Below are 16,047 nucleotides of genomic sequence, written 5' to 3' on the forward strand. Positions count from 1 at the left end.
CCTGAGTCTCGACTTGGTTGTCGATCCCCAGAGGAGCCGTGTGATGCGCTGGACCGTCCACTCCGAGAAGCCGCTCTACCACGACCAGTGGTTGGACATCCGTGTCGCGGATGTGGAGATCACCGGCGGGCGGCACCTGGAGCACCGGCTCATCCGTACCGCTCCCGGCGCCGGGGCAGTCGTGGTCAACGACGTGGACGAGGTGCTGTTGGAGTGGCGGCACCGGTTCATCCCCGACGCCTGGGGTTACGAGATCCCCATCGGCGGCATCCATGACGGCGAGAGCCCGGAGGCTGCAGCGGCGCGTGAGGTCGAGGAGGAGACGGGGTGGCGGCCGGGCCCGTTGCGCCCGTTACTAGACGTCCACCCGACTCCGGGGATCTCGGATTCGGAGCACCACATCTTCTTCGCAGATTCGGCCGAGCATGTGGGGGATCCTGCGGAAGATTGGGAGGCCGATCGAATCGAGTGGGTGCCACTGGCGTCGGTGCCGGAGCTGGTGCGCAAGCGCGAGCTGGTGTCGGGGACGTCGATGAGCGCGCTGTTGTTCCTGTACGCGGCGGGCCGACCCGCATAGCGGCTAAGCGCTCGGCGGCACTGTGGTTGCCGCACACGTAAGGCCCCTCCCGAAGGAGGGGCCCGGGCGCGGGTTCCACCCCGCGCCCTAGGCTCGGCTAAGCCTCGCTACTGCGTGCGGAGATAGCCCCACGTTCACTCCTCCACCACGAAGATGACGGGATCGGAAAAAGACCAGACGTCCTCGATGACGACCTGGGTGATCTCGGTGTCCTTGGGTACGTCCACGACGGCTTCACCACTGGCCTGGTTGCCGGGGTTGATCTGCTCCAGAAACAGGTCGTCCTCACCGAGAGTGGTCTGCGACGAGTACTTCTTGCCCTCGGCGTCCTCCAGCTTTAGCGCGCTGGCGTCGAAGAACGTCGCCTCATCTCCCACATTCTCCACTTCGAGACCCACGACCTTGAACTCGCCCTGTGCCTCTTCTTGGAGGTATTCCGGCCCGTAGGTGTCGGTCGTGTCGATGCCAGTGACAGTGACCTTCCAATCGTCCACCGTGCCGGTGTCGCCAACAGTGAGGGCATCGGCCACGCTCTCTTTGCCCCCCGACGTCGAGTCCGCTGAATCAGCAGCGGACCCACCTCCGGAGGGAGCGTCTGTGCTGCTGGTACCCACGACGGCCATACAGCCGGCACCGAGTACGAGGAGCGCGATAGCTGCGCCGCCGCAGCCGAGACAGCCGAATAGCCACGGACTGCGCTTCTTGGGCTGAGGGGCTGGGGCATGTCCGGCTGCGCCATCTCGTTCCTTTCGGTGGGGGATTGGTAGATCCGGAGCCTATGAGGGGCCTGATCGGTTACGGGCGGGTATGGCGAATTCGTAGCCGGTCTTCCCGAGCCTTATGAAGGTCGTCGAGCGCGTCCGCCACTGACGCCTCGTCCAACGGCAGGCGCTCGCGCTGCGCGTAGGCCAGCACCTCGCGCTCGCGGGCGTCCAGGTCGTCCTCGTCCATGGATCTCACGGTCGCCCCTGCCGCCGCTAGACGAAGCACTCACGTGCTCACGCTTCGTGGGCAAATCTGGGCAGACGCCACAACGGCCCGGCACCGTGGGCGCCGGGCCATCCGTGCGCATCATCGACGCGGCGTGTTTAAGTGGTCGCTACCAGAGGTACCCGCCTGAGCCCATCGCCGCGACGAGAACGAGCGCCGCGACCGCAATGGCGATCAGCAGCCACCGCGGGACGGGCTTCTTGGCGCCGATGAAGAGCAGGCCGCTGATTCCCAGGACGAGTTCGAGAAGTCCGGCGGCGGTTACGACGAGATCCATCGTGATCTCCTAGCTTCGGTCGGGGGCGTCAGCAGATGTACTGGGCCACCAGCGCGGACCCACCCGAGCCAGCGGCCAGCGACGCCGAGAAGGCACCAGCAGCCTCGGCACTGACCCAGATCCCGGCGACCACGATCCCACCGGCCGCCGCAGCAGCGGCGAAGGCTGCGGCGCCGATGGCGGAGACAGCGGCCTCTGCGGCCATGTGGCAAGGCGTGCTCGCGAGGACGGTGGCGCCGCCGCTTGCGGCGCCGGTGACGACCTCAAGCTGACCGGACCCCTGGACGGGCAGGGTGTAGATGAGGCGGGCGCGGTCATGTTCGTAGACGGTGCGGGAGTGTCCCGGCTGGAGGTCGGCGCGGGCCGCGTTGATGTTGTCGAGGATCTGGTTGACGATCTCGGGGTCGGCGCCGTAGTTCTGAGCAGCCTCGGCGACAGCCTGTTCCTGGTGGGCTTGCTGGCGGACCTCGGCGGATGCCGGGCTGGTGGAGGCCATCAGGGCGACCGAGGTCACCAGGGGGATGAGGAGGGTTGTCAGGCGGCGCAGGCGGCTGTGCCTGGACCTGGTCATTAAATGGTTCCGTTCTGTAACGGGGGAAGTGCGGCGCCCACGCTAACAGGATCATCGGATGATTGGGTGTGACCGCATGCGGTCAATTGGTTACGTTTCTACGACGGGTGTCACTCCAGTGCCTTGGGGACAGGGGCCTTCCTTTTCACGCCGCGAGCATCAACGCGACGACCGGCGCTCCTGACCAGCACACCGCCGCGGCGGGCAGGGTGTGGGTGAGGTGGCGGTGCACCCCGGTGCCGTCGCTGTACCCGCCGTCATCCGCCGGCGTGCGGGTCGCCCGCCACACCGTCGACGAGGCGGCGCGCACCACCCGGCACAGGACCGCGGTTACCGGCCCGGCCGAACGGGTGGCGGTCGACGTGGGGTGGTCAAGGTCGGGCAGCAGCGCCGCACCGGCGAGCACGCCTGGAGGCAGGCCGGAAACGGCCTGGAGAGTGGGGGCGACGCCACTGGCGTCGGGCATTACGCTGATCATCAACTCAACTTCCTGGTAGTGCAGGTGTTGGGTCAGCTCCTGGGGTGGCGCGGGCACGCTGCCCTTGGGGGCGTTTTATCTCTAGGACCAGTCCCGCCTCGTCTGGAGTGAATCTGGAGCGGCCATCCTGGGAGAGCCGAGGTCACCCATGCTCAGACTCGGTGAGACTAGGTCTCTCACCTGGGATTTCGAGGAAGGTCCCTGATGCGCGTACTGCTCGTGGACAACCACGACTCTTATACGTACAACCTGTTCCAGCTGATCGCCGGTGTCCTCGGCACCGAGCCGGTCGTCGTGGCCAACGACGACCCGCGCTGGGCGGAGCTCGATCCGGCTGCGTTCGACGCGGCGGTTGTGTCTCCGGGGCCCGGACGGCCGCAGCATGCGCGTGATCTGGGGCGGGTGCCGCAGGTGTTGGCCGATCCGCGGTTGCCGGTGCTGGGAGTATGCCTCGGGCACCAGGCCATCGCCTACTTCGCCGACGAGCCGGTGCACTCCGCGCCGGTGCCGCGGCACGGCCACCTCAGCCCGATCCGGCACACCGGCACCGGGCTCTTCGCGGGGATCCCGCAGGGGTTCACGGCCGTCCGCTACCACTCGTTGGCGGTACCCGACCCGCTGCAGGACCCTCTCACGGACGTTCTGACTGCGACGGCGTGGGCCGAGGACGACGTCGTGATGGGGTTGGAGCACCGCGCGCTTCCCCGGTGGGGGGTGCAGTTCCACCCGGAGTCGGTGGCCAGTGAGCACGGGCGGGATCTGGTCGCGAACTTCGCCGCTCTGGCCCGCGACGCACGCTCGGCGGCCGTTCGTCTTTCAGGCGCGCGCAGCGTCGATGAGGCGTCCGAAACTACGGGAAAGGGCCATCCCAACCAGCTGACCGAAATTCCGCCGGGCCGGACCGATGACACTAGAATCCGTTTTGACCTTGGGAAACGCGAAGCTCCGGTGTCCGAAACACGGGCAGCCTCCTACGAGCCGCAACCCGGCGAGGTCCGGTTCCGGACATTGCCCGCGGCCGTGGACACCGAACGCGCCTTCGCCCACCTCTACGCCGCATCGCCCTACGCGTTCTGGCTCGACAGCAGCCGCGTCGGCGGCACCGCCAGGTTCTCCTTCCTCGGAAACACCGACGGCCCGGAGGGGGAAGTGCTGACCTACCGGGTCGGCGCGGGGGCCGTCAGCGTCCGGCGGGGCGGCGCCCCGGAGGAGCGCGTGCCGGGGACCATCTTCGACGCGCTGCGCCGTCGGGTGGCGGCCCGGCCGCACGCCACCGCCGCCGGTCTGCCCTTCGACTTCGTCGGCGGGTACGTGGGGTTCTTCGGTTATGAGCTCAAGGCGGACTGCGGTGGGCAGGCCGCGCATCGGTCGTCCGTCCCCGACGCGGTCTGGATGCGCTGTACGCGGTTTGTCGCCGTCGACCACGTCGAGGGCCGCACCTACGCGGTTGCGGTGGGACGCGATGCCGCGGCGGACGAGGCCTGGCTGGACGCGGTCACGCGCGACCTCGCCGACCTCCCGCCCCTCCCACCGGTGTGTCCAGCGTCGGCCTCCGCCGGGACCGTGGCGGCCGACGTCGAACTGGAGGAGCTCCTGGAACGCCCCCGCGAGGGCTACCTCACCGACGTCAAGGAGTGCCTGGGCCACCTCGTCGCCGGAGAGAGCTACGAGATCTGCCTGACCAACCGCGTGCGCCTGCCCGCGCCAGCCGACGACCTCGCCTTCTACCGTCGGCTGCGCCACCACCGGCCCGCACCGTACGCCGCCCTCCTCCGCCTGGGCGGGATCAGCGTGTTCAGCGCTTCGCCCGAGCGCTTCCTGCGCATCGACGCCGAGGGTACGGCCGACAGCCGCCCCATCAAGGGCACCGCGCCGCGCGCCGACGACCCCGCCACCGACCAGCGGCTCGCCGAGGAGCTGCGCACCGGCGCCAAGACGCGCGCGGAGAACCTGATGATCGTCGACCTGCTCCGCAACGACCTGGGGCGGGTCTGCGAGGTCGGCAGTGTCGGGGTCCCCGCCTTCATGTACACCGAGTCGTACGCCACGGTGCACCAGCTCGTCTCGACGGTGCGCGGGCGGCTGCGCCCCGAGGTGGCGGCGGTCGACGCGGTCCGCGCCTGCTTCCCGGGCGGTTCCATGACCGGTGCGCCCAAGCTGCGCACCATGGAGATCATCGATGATCTGGAGTCTTCGGCGCGCGGCGTCTACTCCGGTGCGCTGGGGTACGTGTCCTTCGGCGGTACCACGGACCTGAGCATCGTCATCCGCACCGCCGTGCGCGACGGCAGCGAGCTGGAAATCGGTGCGGGCGGGGCCATCGTGCTGGACTCCGACCCTGAAGACGAGTACGCCGAGATGCTGCTCAAGGCGGCCGTCCCGGCGGCCGGGCTGGGGGCACCGGGCGCGCCACAGCTGGGCGGCGCGGTGGGCGATCGTGATCGCGGGTAGGTGAGGACCGCGAGCACCCGGCGGTACGCCTGGCCTCAGCCCGCGGTCTCCGTCAGACCGGCGCGCCTGCGGGCCGCCTCGATGCCGTCGAGGATGACGCCGAGACCGGCCGCGAAGGTCTCCCTGGCCTCTTGCTCCAGGTAGGGCACGCTCTCGTCCTCGTTGCGGAAGGCTCCTTCGCGCTCCATGCGGGTCAGCACCGGGAACCGCTCGGCGAAGTCGGGCGCGACCTCCTGCAGCAGGGGTGAACGGGTGAACCACCAGTCGTCGTCGGACATCCCGGTCGCCGCTGCCGCCTGCCGCGCCTCGGCCGCTGTGCTCGCGATCCCCCGCACGAAGTGGAACAGCGTCCCGACGACGCGCCGCAGGGTGGCGGCGGGTAGTCCGGTCCCGTAGAGGATCCGCACCACTGCCTCCAACACGACGTACTCGTTGGGCCCCAGTACCGGGCGCGCCTGGGACACCTGGAGCACCCACGGGTGACGCAGGTAGAACGCCCAGCAGTCGTGCGCCCAGGCGGTCACACCCTCCCGCCAGTCCGCCGCGTCCGCGTAGTCGGTGGGCAGCTCCACCAGGACCCGGTCGTACATCAGGTCGACCAGCTCGCCCTTGCCGGGCACGTAGGTGTAGAGGGCCATGGCCGTCCGTCCGAGCCGCTCACCCACGGCGCGCATGGACAGGGCCGCCATGCCCTCTTCGTCGGCGACGGCGATGGCCGCGTCGACGATCGCGTCCACGCTCAACCCGGGTTTCGGCCCGGGGGTGGTCCGCACCTCCTGCGACTGGGCACCGCGCCACAGCAGCGCCATCGAGCGGCGTGCGTCCCCCTGCCCGGCGAAGACGACCACTTGCAACTCCTTATGGAATAAACTAACGTGCTCCAGCTATCTCTTTACCCCCTAAGGATATCAGGAAAGGGCACCATGGTTCCGGACTCCATCACCCTCCGACCAGCCCGAACGGACACCCGACACCCCCTCGGCAGCGAAACCGATCCGATGTCCAACGGGTACCGGCGCGCCGCCGACAGCCACGACGCGATCGAGGTCCGCGGCGCCCGGGAGAACAACCTCGCCAACGTCTCATTGGACATTCCCAAGCGCCGCCTCACCGTCTTCACCGGCGTCTCCGGGTCCGGAAAGTCCTCACTGGTCTTCGGCACCATCGCGGCGGAGTCGCAGCGCCTGATCAACGAGACCTACACGGCCTTCGTCCAGTCGTTCATGCCCAGTGTCGGCCGCCCCGACGTCGACGCCCTGCACAACCTCAGCGCGGCCATCGTCGTCGACCAGGAGCGCATGGGGACCAACTCCCGCTCCACGCTCGGCACGGCCACCGACGCCAACACGATGCTGCGGATCGTCTTCAGCAGACTCGGCACGCCCCACGTCGGCCCCTCGACCGCCTTCGGTTTCAACAGCGCCGAGGGCATGTGCCCGGAGTGTGAGGGCATCGGGCGCGTAACCGACATCGACATCGCGCAGATCGTCGACCTCGACCGCTCCCTCAACGAGGGGGCCATCACCGTCCCGGGATTCAGCGTGGGCTCCTGGTACTGGCAGGTCATCGCCGGTTCCGGATTCTTCGATGCCGACGTCAAACTCGCGGATTTCACGCCCGCGCAGTGGGACGACTTCATGTACAAGCCCGTCACCAAGGTCAAGACCGACCACGGCAACATCACCTACGAAGGGCTGGTCACCAAGGTCCGCCGGGTGTACCTGGCCAAGGACCGGGAGTCGATGCAGTCGAACATCCGGGCGTTTGTGGACCGGGCCGTGACGTTCACCGCCTGCCACGCGTGCGGCGGCACCCGGCTCAATCCCGCCGCGCTGTCGTCGACCATCGATGGCCGCAATATCGCCGACTGCTCAGCGATGCAGATCAGCGACCTGGCCGAGTTCGTCCGCGGGATCGACGACCCATCGGTGCGGCCCCTGGTCACCGCCCTCACCGGCACCCTGGACTCGCTCGTCGAGATCGGCCTGGGCTACCTGAGCCTGGACCGCGAGTCCTCCACCCTGTCGGGGGGCGAGGCCCAGCGCGTGAAGATGGTCCGCCACCTCGGCTCCAGCCTGACCGACGTCACCTACGTCTTCGACGAACCCACCATCGGCCTGCACCCGCACGATATCCAGCGGATGAACAATTTACTGCTGCGCCTGCGCGACAAGGGCAATACGGTCCTGGTCGTCGAGCACAAGCCCGAGACCATCGCCATCGCCGACCACGTCGTCGACCTGGGGCCGGGAGCGGGCGCGGCCGGCGGCCAGGTGTGCTTCACCGGAGACGTCGCCGGTCTGCGCGCCTCCGGCACCCTCACCGGGCGTCACCTGGACCACCGCGCCCGACTGCGGGAGAAGGTACGCACCCCCTCCGGCCGCCTGCCGATCGTCGGCGCCGCCAAGCACAACCTCAAGAACGTGAGTGTCGACATCCCGGGCGGTGTGCTGACCGCGGTCACCGGTGTCGCGGGATCCGGTAAGAGCTCCCTGATCCACGGCTCCCTGCCCGGCCGCGAGGGCGTCGTCGTGGTCGATCAGTCCGCGATCCGCGGGTCGCGGCGCAGCAACCCGGCCACCTATACCGGCCTGCTCGACCCCATCCGCACGGCCTTCGCCAAGGCCAACAAGGTCAAGGCCAGCCTGTTCAGCGCCAACTCCGAGGGGGCCTGCCCGAACTGCAAGGGCATCGGCCTGGTCTACACCGACCTCGCCATGATGGCCGGGGTCGCCTCCACCTGCGAGCAGTGCGAGGGTAAACGGTTCACCCCCGATGTCCTCACCCACAAGCTCCGCGGCAAGGACATCAACCAGGTGCTGAGCATGTCGGTGGCCGAGGCACGCGACTTCTTCACCACCGGCCACGCCCGCACCATCCTCGACCGACTCGCCGACGTGGGCCTGGGCTACATCGGGCTGGGCCAGCCGCTCACCACACTGTCCGGCGGTGAGCGGCAGCGCCTCAAGCTCGCCATCCGCATGGCCGACAACGGCACCACCTACGTGCTGGACGAGCCAACCACCGGTTTGCACCTGGCAGACGTGGACCAGCTTCTGGAGCTGCTGGACCGGCTCGTCGACCAGGGCAACACGGTGATCGTCATCGAGCACCACCAGGCCGTGATGGCCCACGCCGACTGGATCATCGACCTCGGCCCGGGCGGGGGCCACGACGGCGGGGAGGTGGTGTTCACCGGCACCCCCGCCGACCTGGTGGCCCACGGAGACTCCCTCACCGCCCAGTACCTGCGCGCCTACGTCGAGGAGAGCGGCGGCGCGCCGGGAGGGGAGCGGTCAGCTCCCACAGTGCGGCCCACTGGTGAGCGGTGAGGTCCTTGGGGAGGGCCTGACGGGAGACACGGTGGGCCCGCAGCCACTGGTCCAGGGCGCGTCCGTCGACGCGGCCGGTGCGCAGCATAATCTCCCGTAGACCGCGCCCCCGGCCGGTGAAAACCTGGCGGACGAAGTCCTGGTAGGCGCGGCGGTCGGTGACCAGGGCGTGGTCGCGTCGGGCCATGGTGAGCAGTCCGCCGTCGACGGCGGGCATGGGCCGGAAGGCGCGGGCGGGGATCCGGCAGTGCACGGCGAACTCGTACCACGGCCACCAGGCCGCGGTCAGCATGCTGGCCCCGCCGACTCCGGCCCGCCGCCGGGCGACCTCCCACTGCACCAGTAGCACGGCGTCCTGCCAGGCGTCGGCGGCCAGCAGGCGGCGCAGCAGCGTGGTGGTGAGGTGGAAGGGGACATTGCCGACCAGCACATGTGAGTGTCGGGGAAGTCGGTAGCGCAGGATGTCGTCATTGACGACGGAGACGTTCTCGGGCGCGCGCCGGTCAAGGCGCCGGGCGCGCCCGGGGTCGATCTCGACGGCGGTCAGCGGGCGGCCGGACCTGCTCAGCGGCAGGGTCAGCGCGCCGTCGCCGGCGCCGATCTCGACGATGGGGCCGCCGGTCCGTGCGACGAGGTCGGCGACCGTCGCGATGACGCCGCGGTCGACGAGGAAGTTCTGGCCCAGCTCGTGGCGTCCGCCGTGGTGTCGGGCGTGAGGGTGCATGGGTGTGGTGCTCCGCGGTGGGTGATCGGAGCCGGAGCAGCACGAAATGGCCGCACCGGCGATGGTCCCGGAGTGCGGCGGAGCCTGAACAGGGAAAGTGGGGTGGCCCGCCGCCGCTAGGCGCGGCGGATCCGGATGAAGAAGGCGCTGTTCACGCAGGTACCCATGGACATGCGGGGGACTGTAGCAGGGCATCGCTCTGTGCCCCAACGGGTTTTTCGCGGGGGATGGCGGAGGACGCGAACGTCAGGACTTCGGGCGCAGCGCCGCGGCCTCCCGTGCCAGGGTCTCGATACGATCCCAGTCGCCTGTCTCGACGGCGTCGGCCGGGGTCAGCCAGGTGCCGCCGACGCAGCCGACGTTGGGCAGCGCCAGGTAGTCGGGGGCGGTGGCCAGGGTGATGCCGCCGGTGGGGCAGAAGCGGGCCTGGGGGAGCGGGCCGCTGAGCGATTTGAGGTAGGCGCGGCCGCCCGCGGCCTCGGCCGGGAAGAACTTCAGGGCACTCACCCCCCGCTCCAGCAGGGCCATGGCCTCCGAAGCGGTGGCGACGCCCGGGAGGTAGGGCAGGCCGGTGTCATGCAGGGCGCCCTGCAGCCGGTCGGTGCACCCGGGGCTGACCAGGAAGGCCGACCCCGCCCTGGCGGCGGCCTGGGCCTGCTCGGGGGTGGTCACCGTTCCCGCGCCGACCACGGCGTCGGGGACCTCGGCGGCGATGCGCTCGATGGCCGAGAGACCGGCCTCGGTACGCAGGGTCACCTCGATGGCGGGGAGCCCGCCCGCGACCAGGGCGCGGGCCAGCGGCACCGCGGCCGCCACGTCGTTGAGCACGACCACCGGGACGACCGGGGCCAGGGCGAAGATGTCGTCACTGCTGGCGGGCTTCATCGGGTCTCCAAGCACTGGTCGAGCCGGGCCGCCGTGCCGAGCAGCGCCGGTGTGGGGGCCACGATCAGGACCGTGGCGATGTCCTTCACATAGTCGATCATCCGCCGCTTCTCCTCGAATCGGCGTCTGAAGTCGCTGCACAGCAGGATGCCGCTGATCCGGGGCGGCACCCCGCCCCCGATGAACACCCCGCCGGTGGCACCGAGCGTGAGCGCGACGTTCCCGGCGAAGCCGCCGAGCAGGGCGCAGAAGAGGTCCAGGGTCTCCGCGCAGACGGGGTCGTCGGGGCTGGCGCAGATGTCCGCCGCCGACAGCGCGTCTCTGCGCACCCCGTGCATGCGGGCGACAGCGCCGTGCAGGCGGGTCAAGCCCGGCCCCGAAAGCACGCACTCGGCGGTGACGGTGCCCTGGTCGGCGCGGAGCAGCCGCACCGCTTCCAGTTCGCGTTCGTCCACGGCCGGGACATCGACGTGGCCGCCCTCACCGGAGATCGGCAGCCACCCGCCCGCGACCGGTCGCAGCCCGGCCACGCCGAGCCCGGTGCCCGGTCCGAGCACCGCCATCGGCCGTTCGGCCGTGGGCGCGGGGCCGCCCAGCGGCAGCAGGTCGTCATCACCGAGGCGCGGCAGGGACAGTGCCAGCGCCGCGAAGTCGTTGAGCACCTCGATGCGGTCGAGGTCCAGCGCGCGGCGGGTGGCCTCAGCGGAGCAGTCCCAGTTGGCGTTGGTCAGCCGGATGCGGTCGCCGTCCATGGGGCCAGCGATGGCGACGCAGGCCGCGCTGGGGCGGGCGTTCTGTCCGTCGCGTTGCAGGTAGGCGGAGGCGGCCGCGGCGAGGTCGGGGTGCTCGCCGCAGGGCATGCGGTGCACGCGCACCGGCCGTCCGCCAGGCGCCTCGATCAGGCCGAAGCGGGCGTTGGTGCCGCCGATGTCGGCGACCAGCCAGGGCCGCTCCGGGGTGGGGGCGGCGAGGCGGCTCACCGTTCGGCTCCGAACACCGCGGCTCCGCGCTCGGCCGGGCCGACAGCGGAGCGGAAGGCCGCGAACAGCTCCCGGCCGGTGCCGGTCGAGGAGTCGACGGTGGTCTCGGCGGGCTCGCGCTCCATGAGATCGGGTGCCAAGACCTCCAGGGTCCCCGCCGCGGCGTCGAGTCGGACGAGGTCGCCCTCGCGGACGCGTGCCAGCGGGCCACCGGCCGCGGCCTCGGGGGAGACGTGGATGGCGGCCGGGACCTTGCCCGAAGCGCCCGACATCCGCCCGTCGGTGACCAGAGCGACCTTGTGCCCGCGGTCCTGGAGCACGCCCAGCGGCGGGGTGAGCTTGTGCAGTTCAGGCATGCCGTTAGCGCGCGGCCCCTGGAAGCGGACGACGGCGACGACGTCGCCGTCGAGCTCACCGGCCGCGAACGCCTCCTGCAGCGCTGCCTGGCTGTCGAAGACCTTGGCGGGCGCCTCGATGACGTGGCGCTCGGGCGCCACGGACGACACCTTGACGACGGCGCGGCCGAGGTTGCCCGAGACCATGCGCAGTCCGCCGTCGGCGGAGAACGGGTTGTCGGCCGGGCGCAGCACGGTGGTGTCGCCGCTCTCCTTCGGCTCGTCGCCCCAGGTCAGGCCGGTTTCACCGAGGATGGGGCGCTGGCGGTAGCGGCTGAGGCCCGGTCCGGCGACGGTGGCGACGTCCTCGTGGAGCAGCCCGGCGTCCAGCAGCTGGCCGATCAGGTAGGCCATGCCGCCGATCTCGTGGAACCGGTTCACGTCGGCCGTGCCGTTGGGGTACATGCGCGTCAGCAGCGGCACCACCTCGGACAGTGCGGCGAAGTCGTCCCAGGTGAGTTCGATACCGGCGGCGGCCGCGACGGCGACCAGGTGCAGGGTGTGGTTGGTCGAGCCGCCGGTGGCCAGCAGCGCCACTACCGCGTTGACGATCGCGCGCTCGTCGATGACCTCGCCGATCGGCGTGTAGTGGTCGCCCAGCGCGGTCAGGCCGGTCACCCGCCGTCCCGTCTCGGCGGTGAGCGCGTCGCGTAGCGGAGTGCCCGCCTGTTCGAAGCTGGCGCCGGGCAGGTGCAGGCCCAGGACCTCCATGAGCATCTGGTTGGAGTTGGCCGTGCCATAGAAGGTGCAGGTGCCCGGCGCGTGGTAGGCGGCGGACTCGGCCTGCAGCAGCTCCGTGCGCCCGGCCTTGCCCTCGGCGAACAGCTGGCGGACCTTGGCCTTCTCGTCATTGGGCAGTCCCGAGGGCATGGGCCCGCCGGGTACGAAGGCGACCGGGAGGTGGCCGAAGGACAGGGCGCCGATGAGCAGCCCGGGGACGATCTTGTCGCACACCCCAAGCATCAGCGCGCCGTCGAACATGTCGTGGGAGAGCGCGACCGCCGCGGCCATGGCGATGACGTCCCGGCTGAACAGGGACAGCTCCATTCCGGGGCGGCCCTGGGTGACGCCGTCGCACATCGCCGGAACGCCTCCGGCGAACTGGGCGACGCCCCCGGCCTCGGTGACGGCGGCCTTGAGCAGGGCCGGGTAGGTCTCCAGCGGCTGGTGCGCGGAGAGCATGTCGTTGTAGGAGGAAACGATCGCGATATTCGGCTTGACCGATTCGCTGAGGCTCTTCTTTTCCAGCGGCGCGCAGGCGGCGAAGCCGTGGGCGAGGTTGGCACACCCCAGCGCGGTCCGGGCGGGGCCCTCGGCAGCCGCGGCGCGGATGCGGGCGAGGTAGGCGCTGCGGGTCTCGGCGCTGCGGGCAGCGATGCGCTCGGTGACGTCGACGATGCGGGGGTGGGGGGTCTGCGGGGCGTTGGTCATCAGGCGAGTTCCTCTTCGTGCCAGGTGCGGCCCGAACGGCCGATCAGGTGGTGGGCCCCCGCCGGTCCGGCGCTGCCCGGCGCGTAGGGCTCCGGCGCCGTGCCGTCCCAGGCGGCGATGATCGGGTCGACCCACCGCCAGGCGGCTTCGAGCTCATCGCGGCGCATGAACAGGGTGGGGTTGCCCGCCAGCACGTCCATCAGCAGGCGCTCATAGGCGTCGGGGGAGCGCTCGGCGAACGTGTCGGCGAAGCTCAGTTCGAGCGGGGCGGGTCTGAGTCTCAGCGCTCCCGCGCCTGGCTCCTTGGCGAGCATGTGCAGGTGGATGGTCTCCTCGGGCTGCAGGCGGATGACCAGACGGTTAGCTGCCGTCACCTGGCCGGGGAAGATCGCGTGCGGGACGTCGCGGAACTGCACGACGATCTCGGAGTAGTGCCGCGCCATCCGCTTGCCGGTACGCAGGTAGAACGGGACACCGGACCAGCGCCAGTTGCCGATGCCGGCCTCCAGGGCGACGAACGTCTCGGTGCTGCTGGGGCCACCGGAGCCGCCGGGTTCGTCGGTGTAGCCGGGGACGTCCTGGGTGGCCACCGTCCCGCCGACGTACTGGCCGCGCGCGGTGTGCTCGGCGACGTCGCCGCCGGTCAGGGGGCGCAGCGCCTGCAGGACTTTGACCTTCTCGTCACGGACGGCCTCGCGGTCGAAGCTGGCGGGCGGCTCCATCGCGATCAGGCAGAGCAGCTGCAGCAGGTGGTTCTGCACCATGTCGCGCATCGCCCCGGAGCCGTCGTAGTAGCCGCGGCGGCCACCGACGCCCACGGTCTCCGCCGCCGTGATCTGCACGTGGTCGATCCAGCGGCTGTTCCAGATCGGTTCCAGGAACATGTTGGCGAAGCGCAGCGCCAGCAGGTTCTGCACGGTCTCCTTGCCGAGGTAGTGGTCGATGCGGAAGACCTGGTGTTCGGCGAAGACCTCTCCGACCTCCTCGTTGATGGCGCGCGCTGAGGCGAGGTCGCGCCCCAGGGGCTTCTCCAAGACGACGCGGGAGTCATCGGTGACCAGTCCGGCCGCGCCGAGGTCGCGGCAGATGCGGCCGAAAAGCATCGGGGGGAGCGCCAGGTAGAAGACGCGGGGACGGTCCGGGTGCAGAAGGTCGCCGAGGGGTTTCCACGCGGCGAGGTCGCCCCCGACGTCGACGGTGACGTGGTGCAGACGCTCGACGAAGCGGCGCAGGGTCAGCGGGTCGGCGTCGCCCGCCCGCAGGACGGCCGGGCTGGCCTGCACGGCCGCTGCGGCCTTGTCGCGGAAGTCGGCGTCGGCCAGGCCATCGCGCGACGCGGCGATGATCCGCGTCTCCGGGGCGAGGCCCCCGTCCCGGTCGCACAGGAACAGCGCGGGCAGCAGTTTGCGCATCGCGAGGTCGCCGGTGCCTCCGAACACGACCAGGTCGGTCGGCGGGGAAGCCGTGTGGTGAGGCATCTGGTCCTACGGTCCTTCCTGGGGCAATGACGGCAGAGACCGGTTATGGTTTAGACCACTCGAAATGTAACGGCAACTTGCGTAACAGCACAAGTCGGACTTTTGACGACTGTGGTACAAAAGTGCTGCCCTCATACCACCGCACACGACACGATCGTGGTTGAATGGGGCACATGCCCCGCAGCACGGCCCCGTCCCGCTCGAACACCACCAGCGGCCACGTGCTGCACCTGATCCGCACTGGCGACGCGCTGACCCGCGCCGATATCGGCCGCGTCACCGGCCTGTCCCGGCCGGCCGTCGCCGCACGCCTCACCGAGCTGATGGCACGCGGCCTGGTCAGCGAGGGCGCGCAGGGCCCTTCCAGCGGCGGGCGCCCACCCGGCCGCCTGGAGTTCAACGCCGGGGGTGGTGTCGTACTCACCGCCGCGCTGGGCATCTCCCGCAGCCAAATCGCCGTCTGCGACCTCGCCGGGCACGTGCTCGCCCACACGAGTGGGTCCCCGCAGGTCGAGCAGGGGCCGAGCACCGTGGTGCCCTGGCTGCTGGACACCTGGCAGGAGCTTCTGGCCAAGGCCGGACGTAACGCCGACGAGGTGTGGGGCGCGGGTATCGGTGTCCCCGGCACGGTCGAGTTCGCCACCGGGCGAGCGGCGAGCCCGCCGGTCCTGAGCAGCTGGGGCGGTGTGGAAATCCGCCCGATGGTCGCCGATCGCTTCCCCGTGCCGGTGCTGCTCGACAACGACGTCAACGTCATGGCCCTGGGTGAGCACTGGGCGCGGCACCGCGAGACGGTCGACGACCTCATCTTCGTGAAGGTGTCCACGGGCATCGGCGCCGGGATCGTCTCCGACGGCGCCATCCTGCGCGGCTCCCTCGGAGCGGCCGGGGAGATCGGGCACATCCCCGTCCACGGCGGGGGCGGCACGCCCTGCCGGTGCGGCAACACCGACTGCCTGGAGGCCGTGGCCGGTGGCCCGGCCCTGCTGCGCCATCTGGCCGCCCTGGACCGCGACGTTTCCGGCATCCGGGAGCTGGCCGCCCTCGCCCAGGAGGGCGACCCCGAGGCGGTGCGGCTCGTCCGCGACGCGGGCCGCCGCATCGGCGAAGTGCTGTCCGGCGCGGTCAACCTGCTCAATCCCGCCGTCATCGTCCTGGGCGGCGACCTCGCCCTCGCCTACGACCACCTGGTGGCGGGGGTGCGCGAAATCGTCTTCCAGCGCTCCACCGCCCTGGCCACGCGGCAGCTGCGCATCGTGCCCAGCCGATTGGAGGACGACGCCGGGCCGTTGGGGTGCGCGGTCATGGTGCTGGAGCGTCTGCTCGCTCCGGAGGCGATCAACGCGGCGCTCGCGCGCTCCTGACTCGCCCCTGCGGCCTCACAGCAGACACAACCCATGTGCGTCAACTCGGGGGCAGAGACCATTGGCACGGGAAGCGGGACCAGAGCCGCGCTGGTGCGGGTTCACTTCACAGCA

At 70.5% G+C, this 16,047-nt stretch carries 15 protein-coding genes; 4 read left to right on the top strand and 11 right to left on the bottom strand.

Going from position 1 to position 16,047, the window contains the following annotated elements:
• The first annotated feature begins 43 nt into the window (after nucleotides 1-43).
• Nucleotides 44-577 (top strand): NUDIX hydrolase, encoded by a 534-nt coding sequence (locus ABD259_RS11870; protein WP_344105692.1) that lies wholly within the window; start codon nucleotides 44-46, stop codon nucleotides 575-577.
• A gap of 134 nt (nucleotides 578-711) precedes the next feature.
• On the opposite strand, the gene ABD259_RS11875 is transcribed toward ABD259_RS11870, so the two are convergent.
• From ABD259_RS11875 to ABD259_RS11895, 5 genes are all read right to left on the bottom strand, one after another.
• The gene (locus tag ABD259_RS11875; protein ID WP_344105694.1) at nucleotides 712-1,107 is read right to left on the bottom strand and encodes a DUF4352 domain-containing protein; all 396 of its coding nucleotides are present in this window, start codon (nucleotides 1,105-1,107) and stop codon (nucleotides 712-714) included.
• Nucleotides 1,108-1,372: 265 nt separating this feature from the next.
• Entirely contained in the window at nucleotides 1,373-1,528 is a 156-nt protein-coding gene (locus ABD259_RS11880) for a hypothetical protein (protein WP_344105696.1), read from the bottom strand.
• A 148-nt stretch (nucleotides 1,529-1,676) separates the two neighbouring features.
• The gene (locus ABD259_RS11885; protein WP_344105698.1) at nucleotides 1,677-1,844 is read right to left on the bottom strand and encodes a hypothetical protein; all 168 of its coding nucleotides are present in this window, start codon (nucleotides 1,842-1,844) and stop codon (nucleotides 1,677-1,679) included.
• A 28-nt stretch (nucleotides 1,845-1,872) separates the two neighbouring features.
• Entirely contained in the window at nucleotides 1,873-2,415 is a 543-nt protein-coding gene (locus ABD259_RS11890) for a hypothetical protein (protein WP_344162266.1), read from the bottom strand.
• 145 nt (nucleotides 2,416-2,560) lie between these two features.
• Nucleotides 2,561-2,881: a metal-dependent hydrolase gene (locus tag ABD259_RS11895; protein ID WP_344162269.1), complete on the bottom strand. Its 321-nt coding sequence runs from the start codon at nucleotides 2,879-2,881 to the stop codon at nucleotides 2,561-2,563.
• Nucleotides 2,882-3,097: 216 nt separating this feature from the next.
• Between ABD259_RS11895 and pabB the strand changes: the two genes are divergently transcribed.
• Nucleotides 3,098-5,344 (top strand): aminodeoxychorismate synthase component I, encoded by a 2,247-nt coding sequence (pabB, locus tag ABD259_RS11900; RefSeq protein ID WP_344162272.1) that lies wholly within the window; start codon nucleotides 3,098-3,100, stop codon nucleotides 5,342-5,344.
• Between the two features lie 35 nt (nucleotides 5,345-5,379).
• Here pabB and ABD259_RS11905 read toward each other — a convergent pair whose 3' ends face one another.
• Nucleotides 5,380-6,192, bottom strand: coding sequence for a TetR/AcrR family transcriptional regulator (locus tag ABD259_RS11905; RefSeq protein WP_344105706.1), 813 nt, complete (start codon nucleotides 6,190-6,192; stop codon nucleotides 5,380-5,382).
• A gap of 150 nt (nucleotides 6,193-6,342) precedes the next feature.
• Between ABD259_RS11905 and ABD259_RS11910 the strand changes: the two genes are divergently transcribed.
• Nucleotides 6,343-8,676: an ATP-binding cassette domain-containing protein gene (locus tag ABD259_RS11910; RefSeq protein WP_344162275.1), complete on the top strand. Its 2,334-nt coding sequence runs from the start codon at nucleotides 6,343-6,345 to the stop codon at nucleotides 8,674-8,676.
• Here the strand turns inward: ABD259_RS11910 and erm are convergent.
• The 5 genes from erm to zwf all read right to left on the bottom strand — a co-directional run bounded on the left by erm (nucleotide 8,579) and on the right by zwf (nucleotide 14,569).
• On the bottom strand, nucleotides 8,579-9,400 hold the full coding sequence (gene erm / locus ABD259_RS11915; RefSeq protein WP_344162277.1) for a 23S ribosomal RNA methyltransferase Erm: 822 nt from the start codon (nucleotides 9,398-9,400) through the stop codon (nucleotides 8,579-8,581). The two genes, ABD259_RS11910 and erm, sit on opposite strands and share 98 nt — an antisense overlap.
• Nucleotides 9,401-9,646: 246 nt before the next feature.
• The gene (gene eda, locus ABD259_RS11920) at nucleotides 9,647-10,285 is read right to left on the bottom strand and encodes a bifunctional 4-hydroxy-2-oxoglutarate aldolase/2-dehydro-3-deoxy-phosphogluconate aldolase (RefSeq protein ID WP_344162280.1); all 639 of its coding nucleotides are present in this window, start codon (nucleotides 10,283-10,285) and stop codon (nucleotides 9,647-9,649) included.
• Nucleotides 10,282-11,265, bottom strand: a complete 984-nt coding sequence (gene glk, locus ABD259_RS11925; RefSeq protein ID WP_344105712.1) for a glucokinase — start codon at nucleotides 11,263-11,265, stop codon at nucleotides 10,282-10,284. The genes eda and glk overlap by 4 nt, the downstream gene beginning before the upstream one ends.
• Nucleotides 11,262-13,091, bottom strand: a complete 1,830-nt coding sequence (gene edd, locus ABD259_RS11930; RefSeq protein WP_344162283.1) for a phosphogluconate dehydratase — start codon at nucleotides 13,089-13,091, stop codon at nucleotides 11,262-11,264. Before edd ends, glk begins: the two co-directional genes overlap by 4 nt.
• On the bottom strand, nucleotides 13,091-14,569 hold the full coding sequence (gene zwf, locus ABD259_RS11935; protein WP_344105716.1) for a glucose-6-phosphate dehydrogenase: 1,479 nt from the start codon (nucleotides 14,567-14,569) through the stop codon (nucleotides 13,091-13,093). The genes edd and zwf overlap by 1 nt, the downstream gene beginning before the upstream one ends.
• Before the next feature lie 173 nt (nucleotides 14,570-14,742).
• Here zwf and ABD259_RS11940 point away from each other — a divergent pair, with 173 nt between their 5' ends.
• Nucleotides 14,743-15,933: an ROK family transcriptional regulator gene (locus ABD259_RS11940; protein ID WP_344162286.1), complete on the top strand. Its 1,191-nt coding sequence runs from the start codon at nucleotides 14,743-14,745 to the stop codon at nucleotides 15,931-15,933.
• Nucleotides 15,934-16,047 lie beyond the last annotated feature (114 nt).

This window comes from Nocardiopsis rhodophaea, from assembly GCF_039530945.1.
Lineage (GTDB): Bacteria > Actinomycetota > Actinomycetes > Streptosporangiales > Streptosporangiaceae > Nocardiopsis_C > Nocardiopsis_C rhodophaea.